This window comes from Virgibacillus phasianinus (assembly GCF_002216775.1).
GTDB lineage: Bacteria > Bacillota > Bacilli > Bacillales > Amphibacillaceae > Virgibacillus_F > Virgibacillus_F phasianinus.
In genome coordinates, this window is the sequence record NZ_CP022315.1 from 1715416 (window position 1) to 1737190 (window position 21775).

Consider the following 21775-nt stretch of genomic DNA (forward strand, 5'->3'; position numbering starts at 1 on the left):
CGTGCAGTTTAACGCGGCGCGCGCGATCCCAGACCGTGATAGAAGGAAAACAATAAAAACAAGAGGTGAGAACGTTGAAAAAATGGATCGTGTTCTTTTTTTCTATTATGCTGCTAATCAGCTTAAATTCGTTACACCCGGTACAGGCACAAGAAAAAAATGAAAAACCAACAGTTATTCCAAGTCTACAAGAATGGGAGGGTTCAACTGGATTTTTTACGATTAGTACAGACTCCCGCATTATCGTTGATCCGGATTACAGCGATGCGCTGATGGATACAGCCGACGTGTTTAAAGAAGACTTAAAAGAATTAGTTGGAAAAGATATCACGATTAAAATGGGCGATCATCCATCAGCAGGTGACATTTTTTTGACAATGCAAGATGAAACAGATAAGTCAATTGGCGAAGAAGGCTATCATTTCATCGTGGAAGATACGCTAACGATACAAGCTAATACGGAAACAGGTGTTTATTATGGTACAAGAAGTGCTCTGCAAATTCTTGTCCAAGACCCGGAAAAAAGCAAGATTCCTAGAGGGGTTGCGAAAGATTATCCAAAATACCAGGAAAGAGGATTTATGCTGGATGTGGGTCGTAAATACTTCCCTATGGATTTTTTAAAAGATTATGCGAAAGTCATGGGCTGGTATAAAATGAATGACTTTCAGTTGCATTTGAATGATAATGAAATATTTAAAGACAGCAGTCGTGAGCACTGGGATGCTTATTCTGCATTTCGCCTAGAAAATGACATGTATCCGGAGTTAACTGCGAAGGACGGTCATTACACAAAACAGGAATTCCGGGAATTGCAGGATCTTGCTGGCAAAAATGGACTGACAATTACACCGGAATTTGATACGCCTAGTCATGCACTTGCATTTACCAAAGTGAGACCAGATTTAGTTCATCCGGATTTACCGGTGGACCATCTTGACATCACACGCCAAGAATCAGTGGATTTTGTTGAGTCTGTTTGGGATGAATATCTTGGTTTGTTTGATACGGATGCAGTTCATATTGGTGCGGATGAATTTTATCGTAATGATACGGAAATGAGCAATGTTTACCGTAATTACATTAATACGTTAAATCAGCATATGAAAGAGCAAGGTAAGTCCGTACGAGCTTGGGGAGGCTTGACGTATTATAAGGGTGATGTTCAGGTAGACAAGGATGTTGTGTTTAACATTTGGAATGTCGGATGGTACAACCCGGAACAAGCAATTGATGAGGGGTACAAAATTATTAATTCGGATGATGGATTGTTGTATATCGTCCCAAAAGCAAATTACTATCATGATTATTTGGATACGAAATGGCTCTACAATAACTGGGAACCAACCGTGTTTAGTGGAGGTATAACACTAAGTGACGATGAACCTAACCTATTAGGCGGGATGTTCGCAGTCTGGAATGATTTGCTGGGTGAAAACATTAGTATTCCGGACGTACATGATCGTGCGATTGATGCGATGCCAACATTAGCTGAAAAAATGTGGCGTGGGGAATCGGACGATGTAACATTTACGGAATTTGAAAAACTTACAAGCGAGATAGGTGGAGCACCTGGGACAAATTTAACGAATGAAGTTGAAACAAAGACTGATACTGTCCTGAACTATTCATTTGATGATGTAACTAAAGAAAAAGTAGCTGATAGTTCTGGGAATGACTACAGCGGTACATTGCACGATGTTGAAGTAATTGCTGATGGTAAAAGTGGTAAGGCAGTTTCATTTGCAAATTCCACCAGTCATATTACGACCGACCTGGATTCAAAGGGCTTTCCATGGACTGTTTCGACATGGGTGAAGCTTGAGAAAACAGACCAGCCGGAGGAAATCTTGCTTGACTCAGATTATGGTTCGTTAAAACTAACGCAAACGGAAACTGGCAATGCCGGATTTACACGGGAAGGGTATGATTATAGCTTTGACACGGCAATTCCGACTGGAAGATGGGTGCATGTTGCTTTTAGAGGTGATTTAAATGGTACATCCCTGTTCATTGATGGGAAATTGCAGGATACGCTGCCAGATAATTTGCTGCTTCCGATGCATACAGTTGGAAGTGAAACAAATGCCTTTAAAGGTGTAATCGATGAATTAAAGATCTTTGACCGGAAGCTATCCTCAAGTGAAATCGCTCAAGAGGCAGATGCTCCAAAATGGTTGATCAACATTGCTGGAGGTAAACCGGCGACCGCTTCATCATCAGAGACTGACTATTTAACACCGGGATTGGCTGTCGATGAAAATGAGTCAACCCGCTGGTCATCGGGACATAGTGATGACGAATGGATTTATGTAGATCTATTAAAACAGCATTCTATTAATAAAGTTGTGCTGAAGTGGGAAGATGCATATGCGAAAGGGTATAAAATTCAGGTTTCCAATGATGCGCAAAACTGGAAGGATGTATATGTGACGGAAGAAGGTACTGGTGGTAAGGAGATAATTCGTTTTCCGGTAGAAAAAACCAGATACGTAAGGATGAAAGGGACGAAACGTGCGATTAACTGGGGTTATTCTCTGTATGAATTGAAGGTCTACCAGCCAGTAACCGCCGAAGGAATTAAGGAACGGATTGATCATTTTCAGAGCATTGGTGGAGTTACCAGTGAGCAGGCGGCCCACTTGTTGACAGTGCATATGACCGCTGTTCAGCATTACGAAGAAAAGGAACAGGCGAATAAGATTATCAAACATATGGAAAGTTTCCAATTGCTAATCGAACAACAAAAAAATAATGGACAACTTTCGGAAAAAGCGTTTAAAGCATTGAACAACGATGCGGAAGAATTAATTGCAAAGTGGGTGGAATAGATTATCTGATTGATGTGAAAAATTGTCCAGCATTATTCTAGGTAGAATGAAAGGCTGATAGCGGAGTTCCGATTAGGTAGAATATCTAATCTATAAGTTAACTGTTTTATAAATATGAAAAAATGGTTCTAGTATTCCGGTGCTAGAACCATTATTACATGAAGCAATCTGTTAAAACGAAACGGGAATTACAACCGTCCTATTTAGCGGAATCTATTTACCATCCAACGCTTTTTCAGGTTTTTTTCGATATTTAGAAGGTGTTGTTCCTGTCGAACGTTTAAATACCTGGGCAAAAAAGGATTGCGAGGAAAAGCCAATTAATTCAGCAATGTCTGCAATGGTATAATTGGTCGTTTCCAGGAGAATTTTTGATTCCCTGATCCGTATCTGGTTTAAATATTCAATAGGAGAGATACCAATATCTTTTTTAAACGTATGGGCCAGGTAGTATTTGTTCATATTCCCTAGTTTGGCTAACGTATCCAGTGTGATAGAATCGCGATAGTTTTGGTTGATATAATATTTGATAAAAGCAACGGCTTTGTTGATGTTCTTTGGCTGTGTTTTTTCGATGTTGAATTTTTTTTCGCGTCTAAGTTTGACAATTAGGATTTCGATGACGTTTTGGCAGATGACCTCATATTCGTCGTTATGGTGCTGTATTTCATCTAGTAATTTGTCAAGGTAGAAGAGAATATCCATACGGTCCCCTTGATACGTATAGAGCCCCAATTGCGAATACTTTTCCTCGGGAAGTGAGAAGGTCAATCCTTCTATTCCCAATGCAATATATTCCAGAGAATCCTGCTGATTGGATTTCTCTGTATGCTCAACGTTAGGATTGATAATGACTAAATCATTTTCTTTTACCGTAATTTCATGATCTGGTAATATGAAGGATCCTTTTCCTTTTACAATATAGAAGAGTTCTGTGAAGTGATGAGTATGCTGCGTGCTGTGCCATCCTTTATCATAATCCGAACGGGTAACATACAACAGCTTAAAAGGCATCTTTTTAGTAGGGAAATTCTTCATTTTATAGACTTCGTAGGACAATTTAATCCCTCCTAATAAGTATCGGATACTAAAATGCTTGAGAATGAAATACCAGAGAGCAAAATTAAAAGAAATGCGCTCTACACATGAAGAGATGTTTTCAGAAATAAGGCACCTACCAGTAAAAACTCTGCCTCGTATTCTATGTGATAACCGAACACGAGGCAGCAGTACATGAGGTTCTTTAATGCTAAGTTTAATATAACTAGATTACCGGTTATCATCATTCAAACCTGTAATTATGGTGATTTTTCCGTTTGGCTCCTCGAAAAGGTGTTCACTGGGTAAAAACATTAGCTTTTCGTAATTTCAACCTCATCCGGCCGATAGACTGACGTAACATTTCCTTCCTTATCTGTCGCAAACATCACTGTTCTTTCCGCCTCAAGCAAGAAAGAATACGTTTTATTTGTGTCGGGATCGTTCACTTCAACCGGCGTGTCCCTGGCAAACTCGGATACAAAGATAAACAATGACCCGCTTGCAAATGAAAGTTTTCTTCCGTAATTCCCTGGAAAATCCCCTTTTCGCCATTGCAAATGCTTTGGTATTCCAGCATGGTCTATAGCATATTCATATAAGGCGATAATCGGCTCACTGCGCTCATTCAGTTCAACGGGCAGTGGACACCAAATGATTGTCCCCTTACCATGTGAAAGCTCCTTAACTGTAGGAGTAGCATGGGGATCTAATTCTACAACCTCTCGCATTGTATCGGCAATACGTTCCCCGCCATAGGAAACTGGGTAGTGCTTGTCATTGATTTCCACGATTTCTTCTCTGCGAATGTTCCCGATATGGCTCGTTCCAATTAAATCTGTCAGCCGGCCAGTATCATGCCAATATTCGTCTAGGTTAATTGGCCCGGTAAACAATAATGTACTTCCGTGTTTTTCAACAAATTTTAATAGGCGGGCCATAGCATCATTGCTGAAATTATGGGCACTTGGCACAACGACTAATTTCGGCGGTTCATGATGCAATGCATCAAGGTGGTATTCACTTATTGCCCGGAATGGTGTGTTCATCTCATAAGCTAGTATTCTAGTAAGCTTGGTAGTAGCGTCAAACGCCAGTCTGCGATTGGAAAAATCATTGGAAAACGGGAAGACGACTGCTATTTCTTCTAATTCCCGACCTTGGAACAAGTCACGTGTATCGTTTATAAACGCGCCAAAGTCATAGGATACATTGGTTTCCGGTTTTTCGGTACCATCCGCACGAACTGCTCCAATATTCGATTCATTAATATTGTCCATGTAATAGTTTGTATTCCAGAGCCACTGTACGGCACCTGCACCGCCAGTGGAAAAGGCATAGGCATACTTTCGTTCCAGAATATTTCGCAGTTCCTTCTCACTTCTTTTTGCCTGGCTGTTCGGTTGTTCCACATACATAATTCCTGTTTCCTGAATGAGATTCGGTTTTTCTGGTGCTTTTGTAAAAATGCCATCCCAAACCAATTGATCAAGCAGCCACCACGTATGGTTGGTTGTATAATCAACCACGTCACTATAAAACAATGGCGAAGGGCGCTGACCAGCAAGTGCCTCATCCTGGCCGACTGTTACAAGCTGATCTGGAGCCAGCTGTTTAATTGTTTCGCTCAGCTCTTTTGCCCAGTTATTATGCATGTCCATCGTAAATAACGTATAGTCCAGCCACTTCAATCCTTTTTTGCCTGTAATCATGTCTTTGATACCGAAATTGACTTCACTTGGATCTGTTGGTTCAACCGCAGCAAGTGAAGGTAACTCCTGTTCCGTCATATTCCACTTTTCCTGCAGTTCGCGAATCGAGCTGTGACGGTTCCTGATCCATTCTTTGTACGCCTGGCGTTCGTGGTTATCATGCAGTGGACGTGGACCGCCAAATGTCCGGTCAGGATCAAATAAAGAAGGTTCATTGATTAAATCCCAATGGATATTGGTTGTTTCCACGTGTCTCGCAACGACGGCTGTAATAAACCGTTTTTGTGCTTCAACACTGCGCGGGTCAAGGTAAGGATTCTCGCCTTCCCACGTTTCCGGTGTGAAGGAAAAGAAGTTAAATGTTACTTCAAGCCCGTGCTTTTTTGCACATAAAATAAACGCATCAATGGATCGCAAAACATTCTCATCCACGTGGCCATCGACAAACATCATGTTGCGCCACGCTGTCCAGATTCCCGTTCGAATATAATTGATTCCGGCACGCTTCATTTGTGCCATATCCCGGTCCCAAACATGCGGGTTAGGTAAAAAGAGAAAGTACCTGGCGACATCTGATGTCATATAGGTCATCCCGACAATCGGCATCGGGTGTCCGTCTTTAAAGAAGTAATCCCTGTCGCAGGATAAGGCTTCACCGCTTTGTAGCAATTGACGATCCATTCCCCAGAAGCCCTGATGAAGTATCCGCGTTTCACCGGTGTTTGCTTCTGCATGGCATGTGATGTTATAGAATCCTGGCTTCACGTCAATCGGCACCACAAAAGAAAGTGCATTCAATTGCCTTGAAGCTTGTACTTCCGCTTGTTTGGTGAAAACCTCCTGATCATCCTTGGTAACGGAAAACGTTAGCTTCCAGTCCATATTGCCACTACCGAAAGACTGCAGTTGATGTGTTATCTTTGGTCGCTCGCCTTCATCATATACAGCGTAATTCGTTTTCAGCGACATCTCTGTTACGCCTTTAGCAGCGGAACATGCAAGCTCCTCGATGGTCCCCACGCCTTTAGCCGACCAAAAAGCGCCAGTTACCTCTTGGTTAATGAAAACCCATCTGCCACCAGTAAACTTACCTTTTGTGTTTTCAATTAGGACGCTTGGTGCCGAAATCTTCCGCCCGCTCTGTGACATACCTGTCAGTAATGGGTAAATGCGTGCATCCATCGGACCTGCTGAACCCATTTCCGCTTTAATGGAGCTGGATTTCGAAACATGTAAAACAAAATTATATGTATCCTCAATGGTAAACAAATCTTCCTTATCAAATAATAGAGGAATGTCCTCGTTATGCTGTAAGGAAGTTACCGTTTCCGAGTCAACGTGTAAGGCTTCATGAATGTTTAACTGCTGATGGTACGCTGTTTGCTCCCGTTCCTTTGTCCATTCGCCATCAGCAAAATAGCACGGTATTCGAAAGGGCGCACCGCCAATCTGGACAAAACCCTTTCCGCTGCTGAAGTGATGGTAGATTGCTGGCCAGGCACTTTTCGGAAAATATGGACCGTGACAATTCACGAAACAATCCACTTTCTGATTGGTTAATACTTCTTCTAGGGAATTGGCGTCCGCGACCACGTATTCCTGGTTAAAACTCTCAAAGAAAGACTGATCCGGCTTGCTGCCATCTATTGGAAAATGAGCATCGTAGAAAACGACAATTTGTGACATAATGAACTACCTCCGTAATCTAGTAATTTTAATCATAGATAGTATAAAGTTAATCGTATTTTCTAATTATTTCAACCAAAAGGGTACAAATTTTAAAAATAATTTGTAGAATATGCTGTCGGGATATGCCATTATTGTTAATTTTATGTTACAATTTGTTAATAAATAGTATAAAGAAAATTAAAAATGTTAGCGGTGTTATGAGTAAAACTGCGCTATCGGACCTCTGGTTTGTAACAATCTAGAGCAAATTAAATCAACTGTGTATTTCATGAGGGGAAAGTGATTGGAATGACGTCTGTAAACGGTTTTTTGAAGTGGTTTTTTGATATTGGTAACTGGTTAGCCAAAGTAATGTACATTCATATTCTTTGGGTTCTGTTCACCCTAATGGGTCTGGTTGTGTTTGGCTTTATGCCGGCTACTGCAGCACTGTTCACCGTCATCCATAAAGGCTTTGATGGCAAATCCGATCCGGCAATTTTTAAGACGTTCTATGAAACCTTCAAAACTCAGTTTCTCAAGGCGAATGCCCTGGGGCTTCTCCTGCTTGGTCTATGTGCATTTTTATACGTTGATATGAACATTTCCAAACAGGTGATCCAATCCTTTTTTGTTCATATGTTTTTGCTTATTGTTTGTTTCCTGTATTTTATTACGGTACTATATTTCTTTCCTGTTTTTGCACGCTACAAGCTTAGCTATTTCCTATATTTCAAGCAATCTTTTTTCATCGCTTTTGCCCGTCCATTTGAAACAATTGCGATGATCATTTGTTTAGTATTGTTATTTTATTTGTTTACCTACCTGCCAGTACTGCTATTTTTTGCAGGTTCTTCGTTAATTGCTTATCCTCTTGCATGGTTTGCCTATCGTGCATGCGTTCAAATAGAAGAACGAAAAGTCAACTAAGTGTGTGTTTCGATAAAGGGGAGATGAGAGTTTTGTCAGTATTTAATAGGATTAGATCAAGGCTTTTATATAAATACATTGTATCCTATCTACTGGTTTTCCTTGTTCCGTTCATGATTATGAGCGGTATCATCTATTACAACTCAGTCTCCAGCCTACGTCAGGAAATTGAACAATCGAATATCAACAAATTGGAGCAAGTAGAAAGCATTACGGACGAACGGATGAAGGAGCTTGCCACACTGGCAGCCAGAATCTCCTATGACCCGCGGCTCACACCATTTATGTTCAGTCATGGCTACTACAGTGGTGAAGCAATTGATGAGTTGAAAAAATATAAGGCAAACAGTTCGATTATCGAAGAATTATTTGTCTACTACCATTCGGGCGATAAGGTGTACTCCACAAAGGGTTCGTATTCCATCAATGCTTTATTGCATCAGAAATACCAGTTCGAGCAATGGGACAAGGAAGAGCTTATGAGTGACTTGCATACGACGACACCTTTAATAAAGCCAACCGATAATGTAATTGTTAACAATGATAAAAAAAAGCGGATGATTGCCTACTTATTCCCAATCACCCCCAGCAGTCCCTATCCATATGGAACGGTTATGTATTTTATTGACGAATCGGTAATGACTGATTTGATTCAAAATGTGTTAGGTGACTTTAAAGGGAATACATATATTTTTAACGACAGCAATCAGGTCGTTGCTGCTGCAATAAATGATAAAGGGATTAAACAGGAAGATCTGGATTCGTTTACCATGGATAAAGACGGGGTTGGCAGCATCGAAATAGATGGAAAAAGCTACTCACTTGTTTATGTAAAATCAGAGGTTAGCGGTTGGACATTTATTTCATTAATGGATGCAGATCAATTTTTTGGAAAGCTTGATCAGACGAAAACAATCATAATGGGTACTTTAGCAATATTATTATTTGTTGGCTTGGCACTAGCCATTTTCCTTGGCAGGAACCAATATAAGCCGATACGAAGTCTCTTTGAAATGACGAATAAAAAAGAAACCGGCCACATGAACGATGGAAACGAATTGGAAAAAATCCGCAATACGATTACAAATGTATTTGAAGACCATCAAACACTGAACGAAACAATGTACAAACAAAAGCCGTTCGCAAGAGACCAGCTGCTTGTGCGATTGTTAAAAGGCGATATTAGTGGTAATGATGAAATAGATTCTTTGTTAAGTTCCCTTAATATTAAAATGAAGGATGGTAATTACTTCGTTGCAATTATTTATTTTGATAAGGGTACTTTTAACGCGGAAAGTTTGCATGCGAGGGAAGAAATTTTCAATTCAATGGCGAATATCTCATTACCTGACGCTGAAGGATATGGCATTGACCTGCTCTATAACGATGCGATGGCGATAATCGTCAGCTTGGAAGGATTAGAAGCTACTGGAAAACGTCAGACAATCGTTCCAAAAATCCAGCATTATATTAAAGAGACTTCATCCATTGATCCCTACGTCGGAGTAGGTGGATTATATGATGAAAAAAGCAAAATAAACCGGTCCTATATCGAAGCACTTGCAGCGATGGAGTATAAATTTGTAAATCCACAGGGCAGCATTATCTACTTTGAGGATATTAGTTCACAACCGGAACAGTCACTTGGATATCCAAAAGAACAACAAATTAAACTCGTGCAAAGCTTAAAACAAGGCGATGAAATTGTTGCCTTGGAAACATTGCGCAATATGTTTACCATGCTGGATGATAAGGACATGTCCATCCAAGTGTTAAAATGTATTTGCTTTGATATTATTAATACGATTGTGAAAGTAATGTCGGAATTAAGTTTGACTAAACATCTGGAAGGCTTTAATCAAATGGTTGATTTTACGTCGATCGACCAATTGCACAAACAGCTTCAGACAGTGGTCCTAACAATCTGCAGAGAGGTCGAGTCCAAAAAAGAAAGCCATAACGACGAACTGCGGGATGATATCTTAACGTATATTAAAGATAATTTATATGACGTGTCTTTGGAAAAACTAGCGGTTGAATTCCAACTGTCTGTATCTTATCTCAGCAGGTTTATCAAAGAACAAACCGGTGTAACCTTTTCTCACTATATACAGGACATGCGGATAAATGATGTGAAGAAACAGCTAAAGGAGACAAATCAATCCATTAAGAAAATTGTAACCGATGTAGGCTATAGTGATGTTGCAAATTTCACGCGTAAATTCAAGAAAATTGTCGGCGTGACACCCGGACAATACCGAAAGTTAAATAAATGAAAGATCATTTGTAATGCCCGAATGTTGGGGCTGTTTTTTTTACATAATTATGTGGCGGTCTGTTATCTCCTGACTTGTCTAGATTCCCGCCCGAGTTTTTAACCAGACTGGTTTTTAATCAACATCAACGCTTTGTTATGTGTTCAGTTTGACCCCGGTCGTTTTAAAAACCCTGTTAGCACGCGCCTCGTGGCTGGTAATGTCAAAATAAACATAGAAAAACAAATTCTACATAGTTGCGTTCTGGCAACGCCTTTGTATGTAAGCGATTCCATCGTATTATGACAATTTTTGGCGAAAAAACATATTGATTATATTTTCTGAAAATAATAAGATGTAAGCAGTTTCATGAAACGGAAAAGGAGGAGGGATATAATTTGAGCACAAACACAGCTACCGCCTTAAAACGGGAAGAGGAAAATAAAGAACCATTTAAACCTAAGGTAATCAACAAGAAGCCAAAAAAGAAAAAGAATAGAAAGATCCTGCAGAATTGGCAGCTGTACATATTTATTCTGCCGGCATTCCTATACTTCTTTATCTTTCACTATATTCCTATGTACGGAATACAAATTGCATTTAAAGATTTCGTTCCTTCTCTAGGAATCTGGGGTAGTGAATGGGTTGGTTTTGAACATTTCACTCGATTTTTTGAATCCTATTATTTTTGGGATTTACTTAAGAACACACTCGGAATTAGTGTTTATGAACTAATAGTTGGTTTTCCATTACCAATTATCTTGGCGCTAGCTTTAAATGAAGTCAAAGATGGATTGTACAAAAGAACAGTACAGACTGTAACCTATGCGCCACACTTTATCTCTGTTGTGGTTATGGCTGGTATGATTATTGCGTTCCTATCGCCAGCAACTGGTATTGTAAACCACTTTCTCGTGTTACTTGGTTTTGATCCGATTCCATTTATGAGTGACCCGGATTGGTTTAAAACCGTCTATGTATTCTCTGGTGTCTGGCAAAGTACAGGCTGGGGTACAATCATTTATTTAGCTGCGCTTTCTGGTGTGGACCCGCAGCATCACGAGGCAGCAATTGTCGACGGTGCTACACGACTGCAGCGGATTTGGCATATCAACATCCCAACGCTTGTACCGACAATGGTTATCCTGTTGATTATGAATGTTGGAAATCTTCTTGCAATGGGCTTCGAAAAGATATTGCTGTTGCAAAATCCACTTAACTTAGAATCATCTAACGTTATTGCAACGTTTGTTTATCAGGCAGGTTTACTCGATGCTCAGTACAGTTTCGCCGCAGCAGTTGGCCTGTTCAATGCCATAATTAATGCGATCTTACTAATCACAGTAAACCAAATAGCGAAGAAACGCTCCGAAACAAGTCTATGGTAGGGAAGGAGAAAAGTAATGAATTCAGCTATTAATGAAACAGGCGTAGATAAATTTATGAAAATATTTATTTACATTTTCTTAACGTTCGCGCTATTGATTGTCCTTTATCCATTGATATATATCATAAGTGCCTCTGTCAGCGATCCAGCAGCCGTTAACTCGGGTGAAATGTGGCTGTTGCCTAAAGGATTTACGCTTGAGGGCTATAAAATGATCTTGGAAAATGATGAAATTTGGCGGGGGTATTTAAATACGATTTTTTATACAGCGTTAGGTACATTAATTAACCTGGCTGTTACTATCCCAGCCGCATATGCATTATCACGTAAAGACCTTACTGGCAGGAATTTTTTCATGGGAATGTTTGTCCTAACGATGTTCTTTAGTGGTGGATTAATCCCAACTTATTTAGTGGTAAAAAGTTTGGGTCTTATCGATACAATCTGGGCAATGGTTTTGCCTAATGCCGCGGCTGTATGGAATATTGTTATTGCCCGTGTATTCTTCCAGGTAACCGTTCCAAAAGAATTGGAAGAAGCGGCAATTATTGATGGGTGTTCTAACTTTAAGATGTTTATGAAGATTATTTTACCATTATCAGCACCGATCATAGCGGTTATGGCCCTGTTTTATGGTGTGGGTCATTGGAATAGTTATTTTAACGCATTGATCTATATCTCTGATAAAGATTTATTTCCGCTGCAACTGGTACTAAGGGAAATCCTGGTACTTCAGGAGATGTCGTCACAAAGCACTAATCTTACAGGAAACATGGCAGAGGCGCTGCACAGTAAACAACAGCTGGCCGCGATTATTAAATACGGGGTCATGATTGTTTCCACCCTGCCGGTTATCATTGTCTATCCATTTTTACAACGCTACTTTGTTAAGGGCGTTATGATTGGTTCACTGAAAGGGTAGAAAGTCAATTTTTTTCTTGAGGGGGTGGTTACGTATTCAGGTTGGGTCTATCTGAGAGGAATACTTATGTAACCAAAAATTGAAAGGGGATTAACAGATGAAAAAAGCACTCACATTATTTTTAACTGCTGTTTTTGCAATTTTTGTGTTGTCAGCTTGTCAGAATGATGATGAAGATAAAGAATCATCAAAAGCTGCAAGTGTTGAAGTGAATAAGGAAGGCTTTCCAATTGTTGATAAGGAAATAGGGCTGTCCATGATGGCACCTGGTACCGGGATGGAAGAGTGGAAAAACATGCCTACATTAAAGAAATATGCAGACATGACTAATATTACCTTTGAATACGAAACACCACCACTAAGCGATTTTCAAACGAAATTGAATTTGGCATTCGCAAGTGGTGATATTTCCGATATTATCTTTGGTGCAGGAACAAATAACCTGACTCCTGCCATGGAAGTAGACTACGGGCAGCAAGGTGTGCTATTGCCTTTAGAAGATTTGATAAAAGACTATGCACCAAATCTGCAAAAGCTGTTTGAGGAAAGACCAGAAGTGAAGAAGTCGATTACTACAGTTGATGGACATATTTATTCATTGCCAATGGTAAATGCGGAAACAGGAGGCACCTCAGCAAGCTGGTATACGGGGCCATTATGGTATAACGGTCAATGGCTTGATGCTTTAGGTGTAAAGGAATTGCCGAAAACAACTGAAGAATTTTATGAACTATTAAAACGATTTAAGACAGAGGATCCGAATGGAAATGGTAAAGCAGACGAAATTCCATTACTTGACGTGAAAATGGATAGTTCTAGACCGTGGTTGCTAAGTGCATTTGGCATGAAAACATGGGGAATTGAAGAAAACGATGGAAAAGTACGTTATACACCTATCCAGCCGGAATATAAGGAATACTTAACATTCATGAATAAACTTTATGAAGAAAAATTACTGGATCCAGAAACATTCTCACAATCTGATGAACAGAAAAAAGCAAAAGGTCAGGCAAATAGAGTAGGAGTATTCCCGGATTGGTTCTCCTTCTTTACTACTGGTGAAACAGAAGAAGAGGCAGTTAACAATCCTATGTTCTATCCATTGACTAGCCCTGTTTCAAAAGAACGAGTGGTACCACTGAATCCAGGTATCCAGCGGGGAACTTTCTCTATTACAAAAAACAACCCGAATCCAGAAGCATCGATTCGCTGGGTTGATTATTTCTATTCAAAAGAAGGCTTTGTATTCTTGAATCAGGGACCTGAAGGGTATCTCTGGGAATGGAAGGACAAAGATGCAGGTACGAAGAAACAACTGGAAATACCAGAAGGCTTTGAGTCATCTGAAGATTACCGTGGAACATTGACACCTGACTATGGAATTGCAACACCTGGGCTAAGAAGTCCGATAGAAGGATACGGAGAAAAGTCAGATTTTGAAAAATTCGTGAACGCAGAAACAGCGAAGAAAATCGATCCATTTGGGGAAGTTCCTTTTCCACTTGTATATTTAACTGCAGACGAACAAAAACAAATTAATGCAATTGAGGTTGACCTGCAATCCTATGTGAAGCAGATGGAGGCAAAATTCATTACTGGTGTTGAACCATTGTCAAACTGGGATACGTACATCGATACAATTAAACAAATGAATATTGAAAAGTATGTAGATGTTTATCAAAAAGCTTACGATCGCTGGGCAGAAAGTAAATAGAAATAAGAAATAATTAAATGTAATGGCTCGTATGCCCTTTGGGGAAATATTCATACGGGCCATTATCAATATACATAGTGAAAGAAAAGGTGGCTGTTTATATGTTACTGACGGAAGAAAAAGCGCAGGCAAGAATCCGGGAGCTGGCCGGATACCGGTACAGGGATGCCGTTAATTTGTCTGAATGGCAATTTGCCGTTGATGAAAATGGTGAAGTGGGAACGCACCCTTCAAGGAATGGCGACAGTTCCGTGATAAAAATAGGTGAACGCTGGAGCGGAAGAGATTTATATGCGTGGTTATCTGCTGATGTTGCTATTCCGAAGACTTGGCAGGACAAAAAGATTGTTGGATTATTTGATTTTGGCAACACGGGTGGCGGCAATAACTCAGGTTTTGAATCGCTGCTATTTGTAAATGGTGAACCCTATCAAGGCGTTGATTCCAATCATAAAGAAGTATTCCTATCTGGTGATCAGGCTGGACATACCCTTGCCTTTGACTTCAGGCTCTGGACAGGTCTGGAAGGTGGCGGGAAGCCAGCCGTCCAGGAATATAAATTGGAGTATGCGCAGCTTGCCTGGCTGGATGAACGGGTTGACAATTTTTATTATGACGCAAAAGCGGTGATCGAAACCGTGCTTGTTTTACATGAAAATCAGCCGGAGCGACATACACTACTGCGCGTGTTAAACCATGCCCTGAATCTGCTGAACTGGTTGAATCCAGGTTCAAAAGATTTTTATGAATCGGTCTATCAGGCCCATCATTATTTGGATGACGAGTTAAACAGGATGGAGAAAAATAATGATATTACCTTTCATTGTATCGGGCATACCCATATTGATGTTGCCTGGTTATGGCGGTTAAAGCATACCCGCGAGAAATCTGCCAGGTCGTTTTCTACGGTATTACGCCTGATGGAGCAATATCCGGAATATATTTTCATGCAAGGACAACCGCAATTATATGAATATATCAAAGAAGATTATCCGGAAATCTATCAAAAGATGAAAGAAAAAATTACCGACGGCCGCTGGGAAACAGATGGCGGGATGTGGCTAGAGGCCGATTGTAATATCCCATCCGGTGAGTCACTCGTTCGTCAATTATTGCTTGGAACTAATTTTCTTCGTGATGAGTTTAATGCAGAAAGTAAATATTTATGGCTCCCTGATGTATTTGGCTACAGCTGGGCATTGCCGCAGATTTTAAAGAAATCAGGCATGGAAACGTTCATGACGACAAAAATCAGCTGGAGCCAGTATAACCGGATGCCGCACGATACCTTTAAGTGGCGCGGTATTGATGGCAGTGAAATTTTGACTCACTTTATTACCACAACAGAACCATGGCCGGAATCACGCTATTATACATACAACGGTTTTATGACACCACAGGTCGTGCAGGAATCATGGGAGGCCTATAAAGATAAAAATATCAATCAGGATCTGCTGCTTTCCTACGGTTATGGAGATGGCGGCGGCGGGGTGAATCGCGAAATGCTTGAAATGCGCCGGCGAATTGATAAGATGCCAGGTTTGCCCAACGCAAAACCTTCTACTTCAACGACTTATTTTAATAATCTGCACAAAACAATCGAGGAAACAAATGAATACGTTCACACTTGGGATGGCGAGCTGTATTTGGAATTTCACCGTGGCACTTATACAAGCCAAGCCTATATGAAACGGATGAACCGGAAACTGGAATTCCTTTACCGGGAAAGTGAGTGGCTTAGTGTGCTCAGCGGTATCGGTCAGAATTCGCTTGCCACGTACCCGCAAAAGGAATTGACCAGTGGCTGGAAAACAATCCTGCGCAATCAGTTTCATGATATCATTCCTGGTTCCTCGATTAAGGAAGTCTATCAGGATGCCAAATTAGAATACGAGGAAGCAGAGCAACTAGCGGTAAACGTGTGGGAAAATGCTTCAAAATCAATCGTTCAAATGAAGGATGAACATACATGGACAATATTCAATTCTGCTCCATGGGAAAGAACAGACCTGATTGAGATACCAACTGAAGCCACAGAAGGAAAATGGGTGGATATTGATGGGCATGAACTGACCGCACAACAATCAGCTGATGGCTGGCTGGTGCAAGTGGAGAACCTTCCTTCGATGGGTTACCTGAATATTTTGTTTAGCCCATCGGAATCAATCGATAATCAAAAAGATGAAGCTTTTATTTTTCATGATAACGGTGTAAAAACGCCTTTTTATACGATTAATTGGAATGATAACGGGCACCTTACGAGTATCTATGATCAGGAAAACAAGCGGGAGGTACTGGCAGACGGAGCCCATGGCAATGTGTTGCAAGTCTTTGAAGACAAGCCGCTGATGTTTGATGCCTGGGATATCGATATTTTCTATCAGCAGAAGATGGAAGAAGTCAGCGCATTAAAGTCTATTGAACTAGTAGAAAAGGGCAGCTTACAGGCGGTGATCCGATTTACCTGGAGCTATGGTGAGTCATTAATTGAACAGGACATGGTTGTATATACGAATAGTCGCAGAATTGACTTCAAAACAGAAATTGACTGGAAAGAACGGCAGCGATTGTTGAAGGCAGCTTTCCCAGTAGATATTCGTTCGACGGAAGCAACTTATGATATTCAGTTTGGAAATGTGAAACGGCCGACCCATTGGAACACGAGCTGGGATTATGCACGGTTTGAAAGTGTAGGCCATAAGTGGGCGGATCTTTCTGAAGGCGGGTATGGCGTAAGTCTGCTGAATGATTGCAAGTATGGGTACGATATCAAGGATCATGTGATGCGCCTGTCTTTATTAAAATCACCAATCCATCCAGACCCGGATGCTGATCTTGGGCATCACAGCTTCACGTACGCATTGTTGCCTCATCAAGGAAGCTGGAAAGAAGGAAATACAGAACGGGAAGCCTGGTCATTAAATAACGCACTTACACATCAGGAAGGAAGCAGCGCGCAAGGGAAACAATCGATGTTAACTTGTTCAGCAAGCAATCTCATGATTGATGCCGTTAAAAAGGCTGAATACGATGACAGGATTGTAGTCAGAATGCATGAATTTGAAGGGAAGCGAATCGATGCTGAACTTAGCAGTGATTTAGGCATCCTATCCTGGCAGGAATGCGATTTAATGGAACGACCACTTGCTGAGCAGGTAAAGAATGACATGATAAATTTTCAAATCAAACCGTATGAAATTAAAACATATTTAGTGGAATTCTCCATGTAGAATCCCTTGAGAAGATTAGCAAACGAAAATTTTGGAGGTGCACTAGTGGAAGATAAAAAACAGATTCATATCATTTCCCACACCCACTGGGATCGGGAATGGTATTTGCCATATGAAAAACATCATGTCCTGTTATCGAAGCTGATGGACAGGCTGCTTGACACATTGGAAAATAATCCTGACTTTAAGAGTTTCCACCTTGATGGTCAAACGATAATATTGGATGATTACCTACAAATTCGCCCGGACCAAAGAGAAAAACTGCAAAAGTTTGTGGAAGAGGGCAGGCTTCATATTGGGCCCTGGTATATATTGCAGGATGAATTTTTGACAAGCAGTGAGGCGAATATCCGTAATCTGCAGTACGGGCTGAAAGACGCAGCCAAATGGGGCGGTGTTTCCAAAGTTGGCTATTTCCCGGATTCATTCGGGAATATTGGCCAGGCGCCGCAAATCCTGAGCCAGGCCGGGATAAACAATGCGGTCTTTGGCCGCGGCGTGAAGCCCACAGGATTTAATAATACCGTCAGTGAAACGGAAAATTATGAATCGCCCTATTCAGAAATGGTGTGGCGCGCGCCAGATGGCTCGTCCGTACTTGGTATCCTGTTTGCCAATTGGTATTGTAACGGAAATGAAGTGCCAACAGCCGAAAAAGAGGCGGAAAAGTACTGGGAGCAGCACATTGCATCGCTTGAAAAATACGCGGCATCACCACATATGCTGGCGATGAACGGCTGTGACCATCAACCCATTCAAACCGATTTGCCTGAAGCGATTCAAACCGCGGAAAGGCTATATCCAGATATCGAATTTGTCCATTCGAATTTTAACGATTATCTGGAGAACCTAACAAGTACCCTACCGGAAAACTTAAAAGTAATCGATGGCGAGTTGCGCAGCCAGCAGACCGATGGCTGGGGCACGCTTGTCAATACAGCGTCAGCACGCGTCTATATCAAACAAATGAACCAGCATAATCAGGTGTTGCTTGAAAAGGTGGCCGAACCATTGTCCACATTCGCTTATTTAAACGGAATGGACTATCCCCATCATTTACTGGAATATGCATGGAAAACACTGATGCAAAATCACCCGCATGACAGCATTTGCGGCTGCAGTGTGGATGAAGTTCACCGCGAAATGGTGACAAGGTTTGAAAAGAGTAAACATGTTGCCGAAATGATCATCGATGAAAGTCTCGATTCGCTCTCAGGAAATGTGAATACAACTTGCTTTGAAAAATGGGGAGACGATGTTCTTCCATTCACCGTCTATAACACGACAGGATGGGAACGCAGCGGGGTTATGTCGATCACCCTTGATGTACGAAGGGACTACTTCGCTGAAGGAGTCAACAAGCAGGAGCTGAAAGGATTTCCTTTGGGTGAAAAAATACTGGTTGATGAGAGCGGTTTGGCATATAACTGTACGGTGGAGGATCTCGGCATCGCGTTTGATTATGACCTGCCAGAGGAAAAATTCCGCCAGCCGTACATGGCGAGAAGGGTCCGTCTTACTTTTGAAGCGGAGAACGTCCCGGCACTAGGCTATAAAACGTTTGCATGGGTAACGGCTCCATCCAAGGAAACACAGAAACATTCGTTAATTACCAACGATAATGAAATGGCGAATGACCATCTGAACGTCAAGATTAATGAAAATGGTTCTTTAACTGTAACGGATAAAGCAAATGGGCGGGTTTTTGAAGAATTATGTGTGTATGAAGATACCGGCGATATCGGAAATGAGTATATGTATAAACAGCCAAATGGTGAAACAGCGCTTACGACAAAAGATGTAGCTGCAAAAGTTAATTTTGTTGAGGACAGTCCGTTCCAAGCAGCCTATGAAATTATTCATGAGTGGGAAATCCCTGCCAGTGCGTCCGATTTACTGGAAAAAGAACAAAAGGAAGTCGTCTGGTTTACTGGCAGGCAATCAACACGTGCGGAGGAAAAGACCCCATTTACCATCAAAACTGTTGTCACATTGGAAAAGAACAGCAAGGGGCTGAAGGTGCGAACAACGTTCAATAACCAGGCCAAGGATCATCGCCTTCGTGCTTTATTTCCAACGGATATCCAAACAGATGTACATCATGCTGATTCCATATTTGAAGTGGCCAAACGGTCGAACGAACCAGCGGAGGAATGGACAAACCCGGATTTTTCGCAGCATCAGCAAGCGTTTGTTGATGTAAGGGCCGACGCGGAAGGGCTAACAATTGCCAATCAGGGCTTAAATGAGTACGAAGTTTTGCGTGATGGCCGTAATACGATTGCAATTACCTTATTGCGTTCTGTTGGTGAACTGGGTGATTGGGGGCATTTTCCAACACCCGAAGCGCAATGTTTGGGGGAACACACCGTTTCCTTCTGCATCTTTCCAAATGGAGGGAAAGATGATGCTTCAACGGCTTACCAACGGGCCTACCAATACCAGGTGCCATGGTCAGTAAAACAAACTGCTGTCCATAATGGTGATCTGCCACCTGTTCATTCATTCGTTGAATGGAAAGCTAGCAATCTAGCATTTTCATCCATGAATGCAGCGGGGCATTCAGGCGATGTCATGCTTCGTTGGTTCAATATGGCGAATGAGGATGACTCACTTCAGGTAAAAGTCCCTAATCAACGGGCCTATGTAAGTAATGTCATTGAAGAGGTAAACGAACCGTTACAAATTGACGGCGAAGACTATGTTGATGTTCCAGTTCAAAAACATGGAATCGTGACACTTGGATTCAGCAAGGAAAAGGAGTGAACCCCGTGCAAGGACAATTACCAGTATCCATGAAAGCATTAATTGATGAAGTGAAAACAGTATTCCCGCACGATCAAAAGGTACAGGCACTTTTTGACAATTGTTTTTCCAACACGTATGAAACAACGATTCGACCACAGAATGATGGGACAACATTTGTGATTACTGGGGATATTCCGGCAATGTGGCTGCGCGATTCAGCAGCCCAGGTCCGTCCTTATTTGATGTTAGCTGAAGTTGACGCCGCGATGGCTGACCTGATTGAGGGTGTTATCAACAAACAGATATCCTTTATTAATCATGACCCATACGCCAATGCCTTTAACGAGGAAGCGAATGGCAAACGATATCACGACGATAAGACAGAGATGACACCGCTGCTTTGGGAGCGAAAATATGAAATCGATTCACTCTGCTATCCAATCCAGCTTGCTTATTTATTTTGGAAATCAACCGGAAGAACCTCGCACTTTAATAGGGAATTCCGTGAAGCTGTTGGAAAAATATTGGCGACGTGGAAAACTGAGCAAAACCATGAGCAGGACTCCATCTATCGGTTTGAACGGGATAATTGCCCCGCCCAGGATACGTTGTCACATGAAGGGAAAGGGGCGCCTGTCGGGTATACTGGCATGACCTGGAGCGGTTTCCGCCCGAGTGACGATGCCTGTCAATATGGCTACTTAATACCTGCCAATATGTTCGCGGTAGTTGTCTTACATCAATTAGGAGAAATTGCGGAAGACGTTCTTTTGGATGAGGAACTTGCGGAAACAGCACGTAATCTTGCGAAAGAAATTGATCAGGGAATCAAGGACTTTGGCATCGTTGAACATCCGAAATATGGAACAATCTACGCCTACGAGACAGACGGACTTGGCAATTATAACCTGATGGATGATGCCAATGTTCCAAGCCTGCTGGCACTTCCATATCTCGGTTATTGCCAGGCTGATGATCCAATCTATCAAAATACCAGAAAATTTATTTTGAGTGAAGAAAATCCTTATTACTATCAAGGAGCAGTAGCCAAAGGTGTTGGCAGCCCGCATACACCTGAACAGTATATTTGGCATATTTCCTTAGCCATTCAAGGCATGACCGCAATAACGGGTGAAGAAAAAGAGCAGGTGTTTGACCTTTTTAAACAGACAGATGCGGCCACAAACTTTATGCATGAAGGGTTCCATGTGGACAATCCGGCGAAATTTACGCGGTCATGGTTTTCCTGGGCGAACTCCATGTACAGTGAATTTTTATTAAGCAGGTGCGGCCGATTTGTCAAAGGAAGTCCGTTAGCAAGGCAGTAATAATGATTTAAC

At 41.4% G+C, this 21775-nt stretch carries 11 protein-coding genes; 9 read left to right on the top strand and 2 right to left on the bottom strand.

Annotation, left to right across the window (positions count from 1 at the left end):
* Positions 1–74: 74 nt before the first annotated feature.
* Positions 75–2831 (top strand): family 20 glycosylhydrolase, encoded by a 2757-nt coding sequence (locus tag CFK37_RS08550; RefSeq protein ID WP_089061466.1) that lies wholly within the window; start codon positions 75–77, stop codon positions 2829–2831.
* A gap of 213 nt (positions 2832–3044) precedes the next feature.
* Here the strand turns inward: CFK37_RS08550 and CFK37_RS08555 are convergent, their stop codons facing one another.
* Positions 3045–3890 (bottom strand): AraC family transcriptional regulator, encoded by an 846-nt coding sequence (locus tag CFK37_RS08555; RefSeq protein WP_089061467.1) that lies wholly within the window; start codon positions 3888–3890, stop codon positions 3045–3047.
* Between the two features lie 293 nt (positions 3891–4183).
* Positions 4184–7267, bottom strand: coding sequence for a beta-galactosidase (locus tag CFK37_RS08560; protein WP_089061468.1), 3084 nt, complete (start codon positions 7265–7267; stop codon positions 4184–4186).
* Positions 7268–7558: 291 nt separating this feature from the next.
* Between CFK37_RS08560 and CFK37_RS08565 the strand changes: the two genes are divergently transcribed.
* The 8 genes from CFK37_RS08565 to CFK37_RS08600 all read left to right on the top strand — a co-directional run bounded on the left by CFK37_RS08565 (position 7559) and on the right by CFK37_RS08600 (position 21763).
* Positions 7559–8179 carry a YesL family protein gene (locus CFK37_RS08565; RefSeq protein ID WP_089061469.1) on the top strand — a complete coding sequence of 207 codons (621 nt, stop codon included), beginning with the start codon at positions 7559–7561 and terminating at the stop codon, positions 8177–8179.
* A gap of 32 nt (positions 8180–8211) precedes the next feature.
* Positions 8212–10455: a helix-turn-helix domain-containing protein gene (locus tag CFK37_RS08570; protein ID WP_172840476.1), complete on the top strand. Its 2244-nt coding sequence runs from the start codon at positions 8212–8214 to the stop codon at positions 10453–10455.
* A 446-nt stretch (positions 10456–10901) separates the two neighbouring features.
* Positions 10902–11822, top strand: coding sequence for an ABC transporter permease (locus CFK37_RS08575; protein ID WP_245837377.1), 921 nt, complete (start codon positions 10902–10904; stop codon positions 11820–11822).
* Between the two features lie 15 nt (positions 11823–11837).
* Entirely contained in the window at positions 11838–12743 is a 906-nt protein-coding gene (locus CFK37_RS08580) for a carbohydrate ABC transporter permease (protein WP_089061472.1), read from the top strand.
* A 97-nt stretch (positions 12744–12840) separates the two neighbouring features.
* Positions 12841–14457: an extracellular solute-binding protein gene (locus CFK37_RS08585; RefSeq protein ID WP_089061473.1), complete on the top strand. Its 1617-nt coding sequence runs from the start codon at positions 12841–12843 to the stop codon at positions 14455–14457.
* A 101-nt stretch (positions 14458–14558) separates the two neighbouring features.
* Positions 14559–17687 carry an alpha-mannosidase gene (locus CFK37_RS08590; protein ID WP_089061474.1) on the top strand — a complete coding sequence of 1043 codons (3129 nt, stop codon included), beginning with the start codon at positions 14559–14561 and terminating at the stop codon, positions 17685–17687.
* Positions 17688–17732: 45 nt separating this feature from the next.
* Positions 17733–20453 (top strand): alpha-mannosidase, encoded by a 2721-nt coding sequence (locus tag CFK37_RS08595; protein ID WP_089061475.1) that lies wholly within the window; start codon positions 17733–17735, stop codon positions 20451–20453.
* 5 nt (positions 20454–20458) lie between these two features.
* Positions 20459–21763 carry a glycoside hydrolase family 125 protein gene (locus CFK37_RS08600; protein WP_089061476.1) on the top strand — a complete coding sequence of 435 codons (1305 nt, stop codon included), beginning with the start codon at positions 20459–20461 and terminating at the stop codon, positions 21761–21763.
* Positions 21764–21775 lie beyond the last annotated feature (12 nt).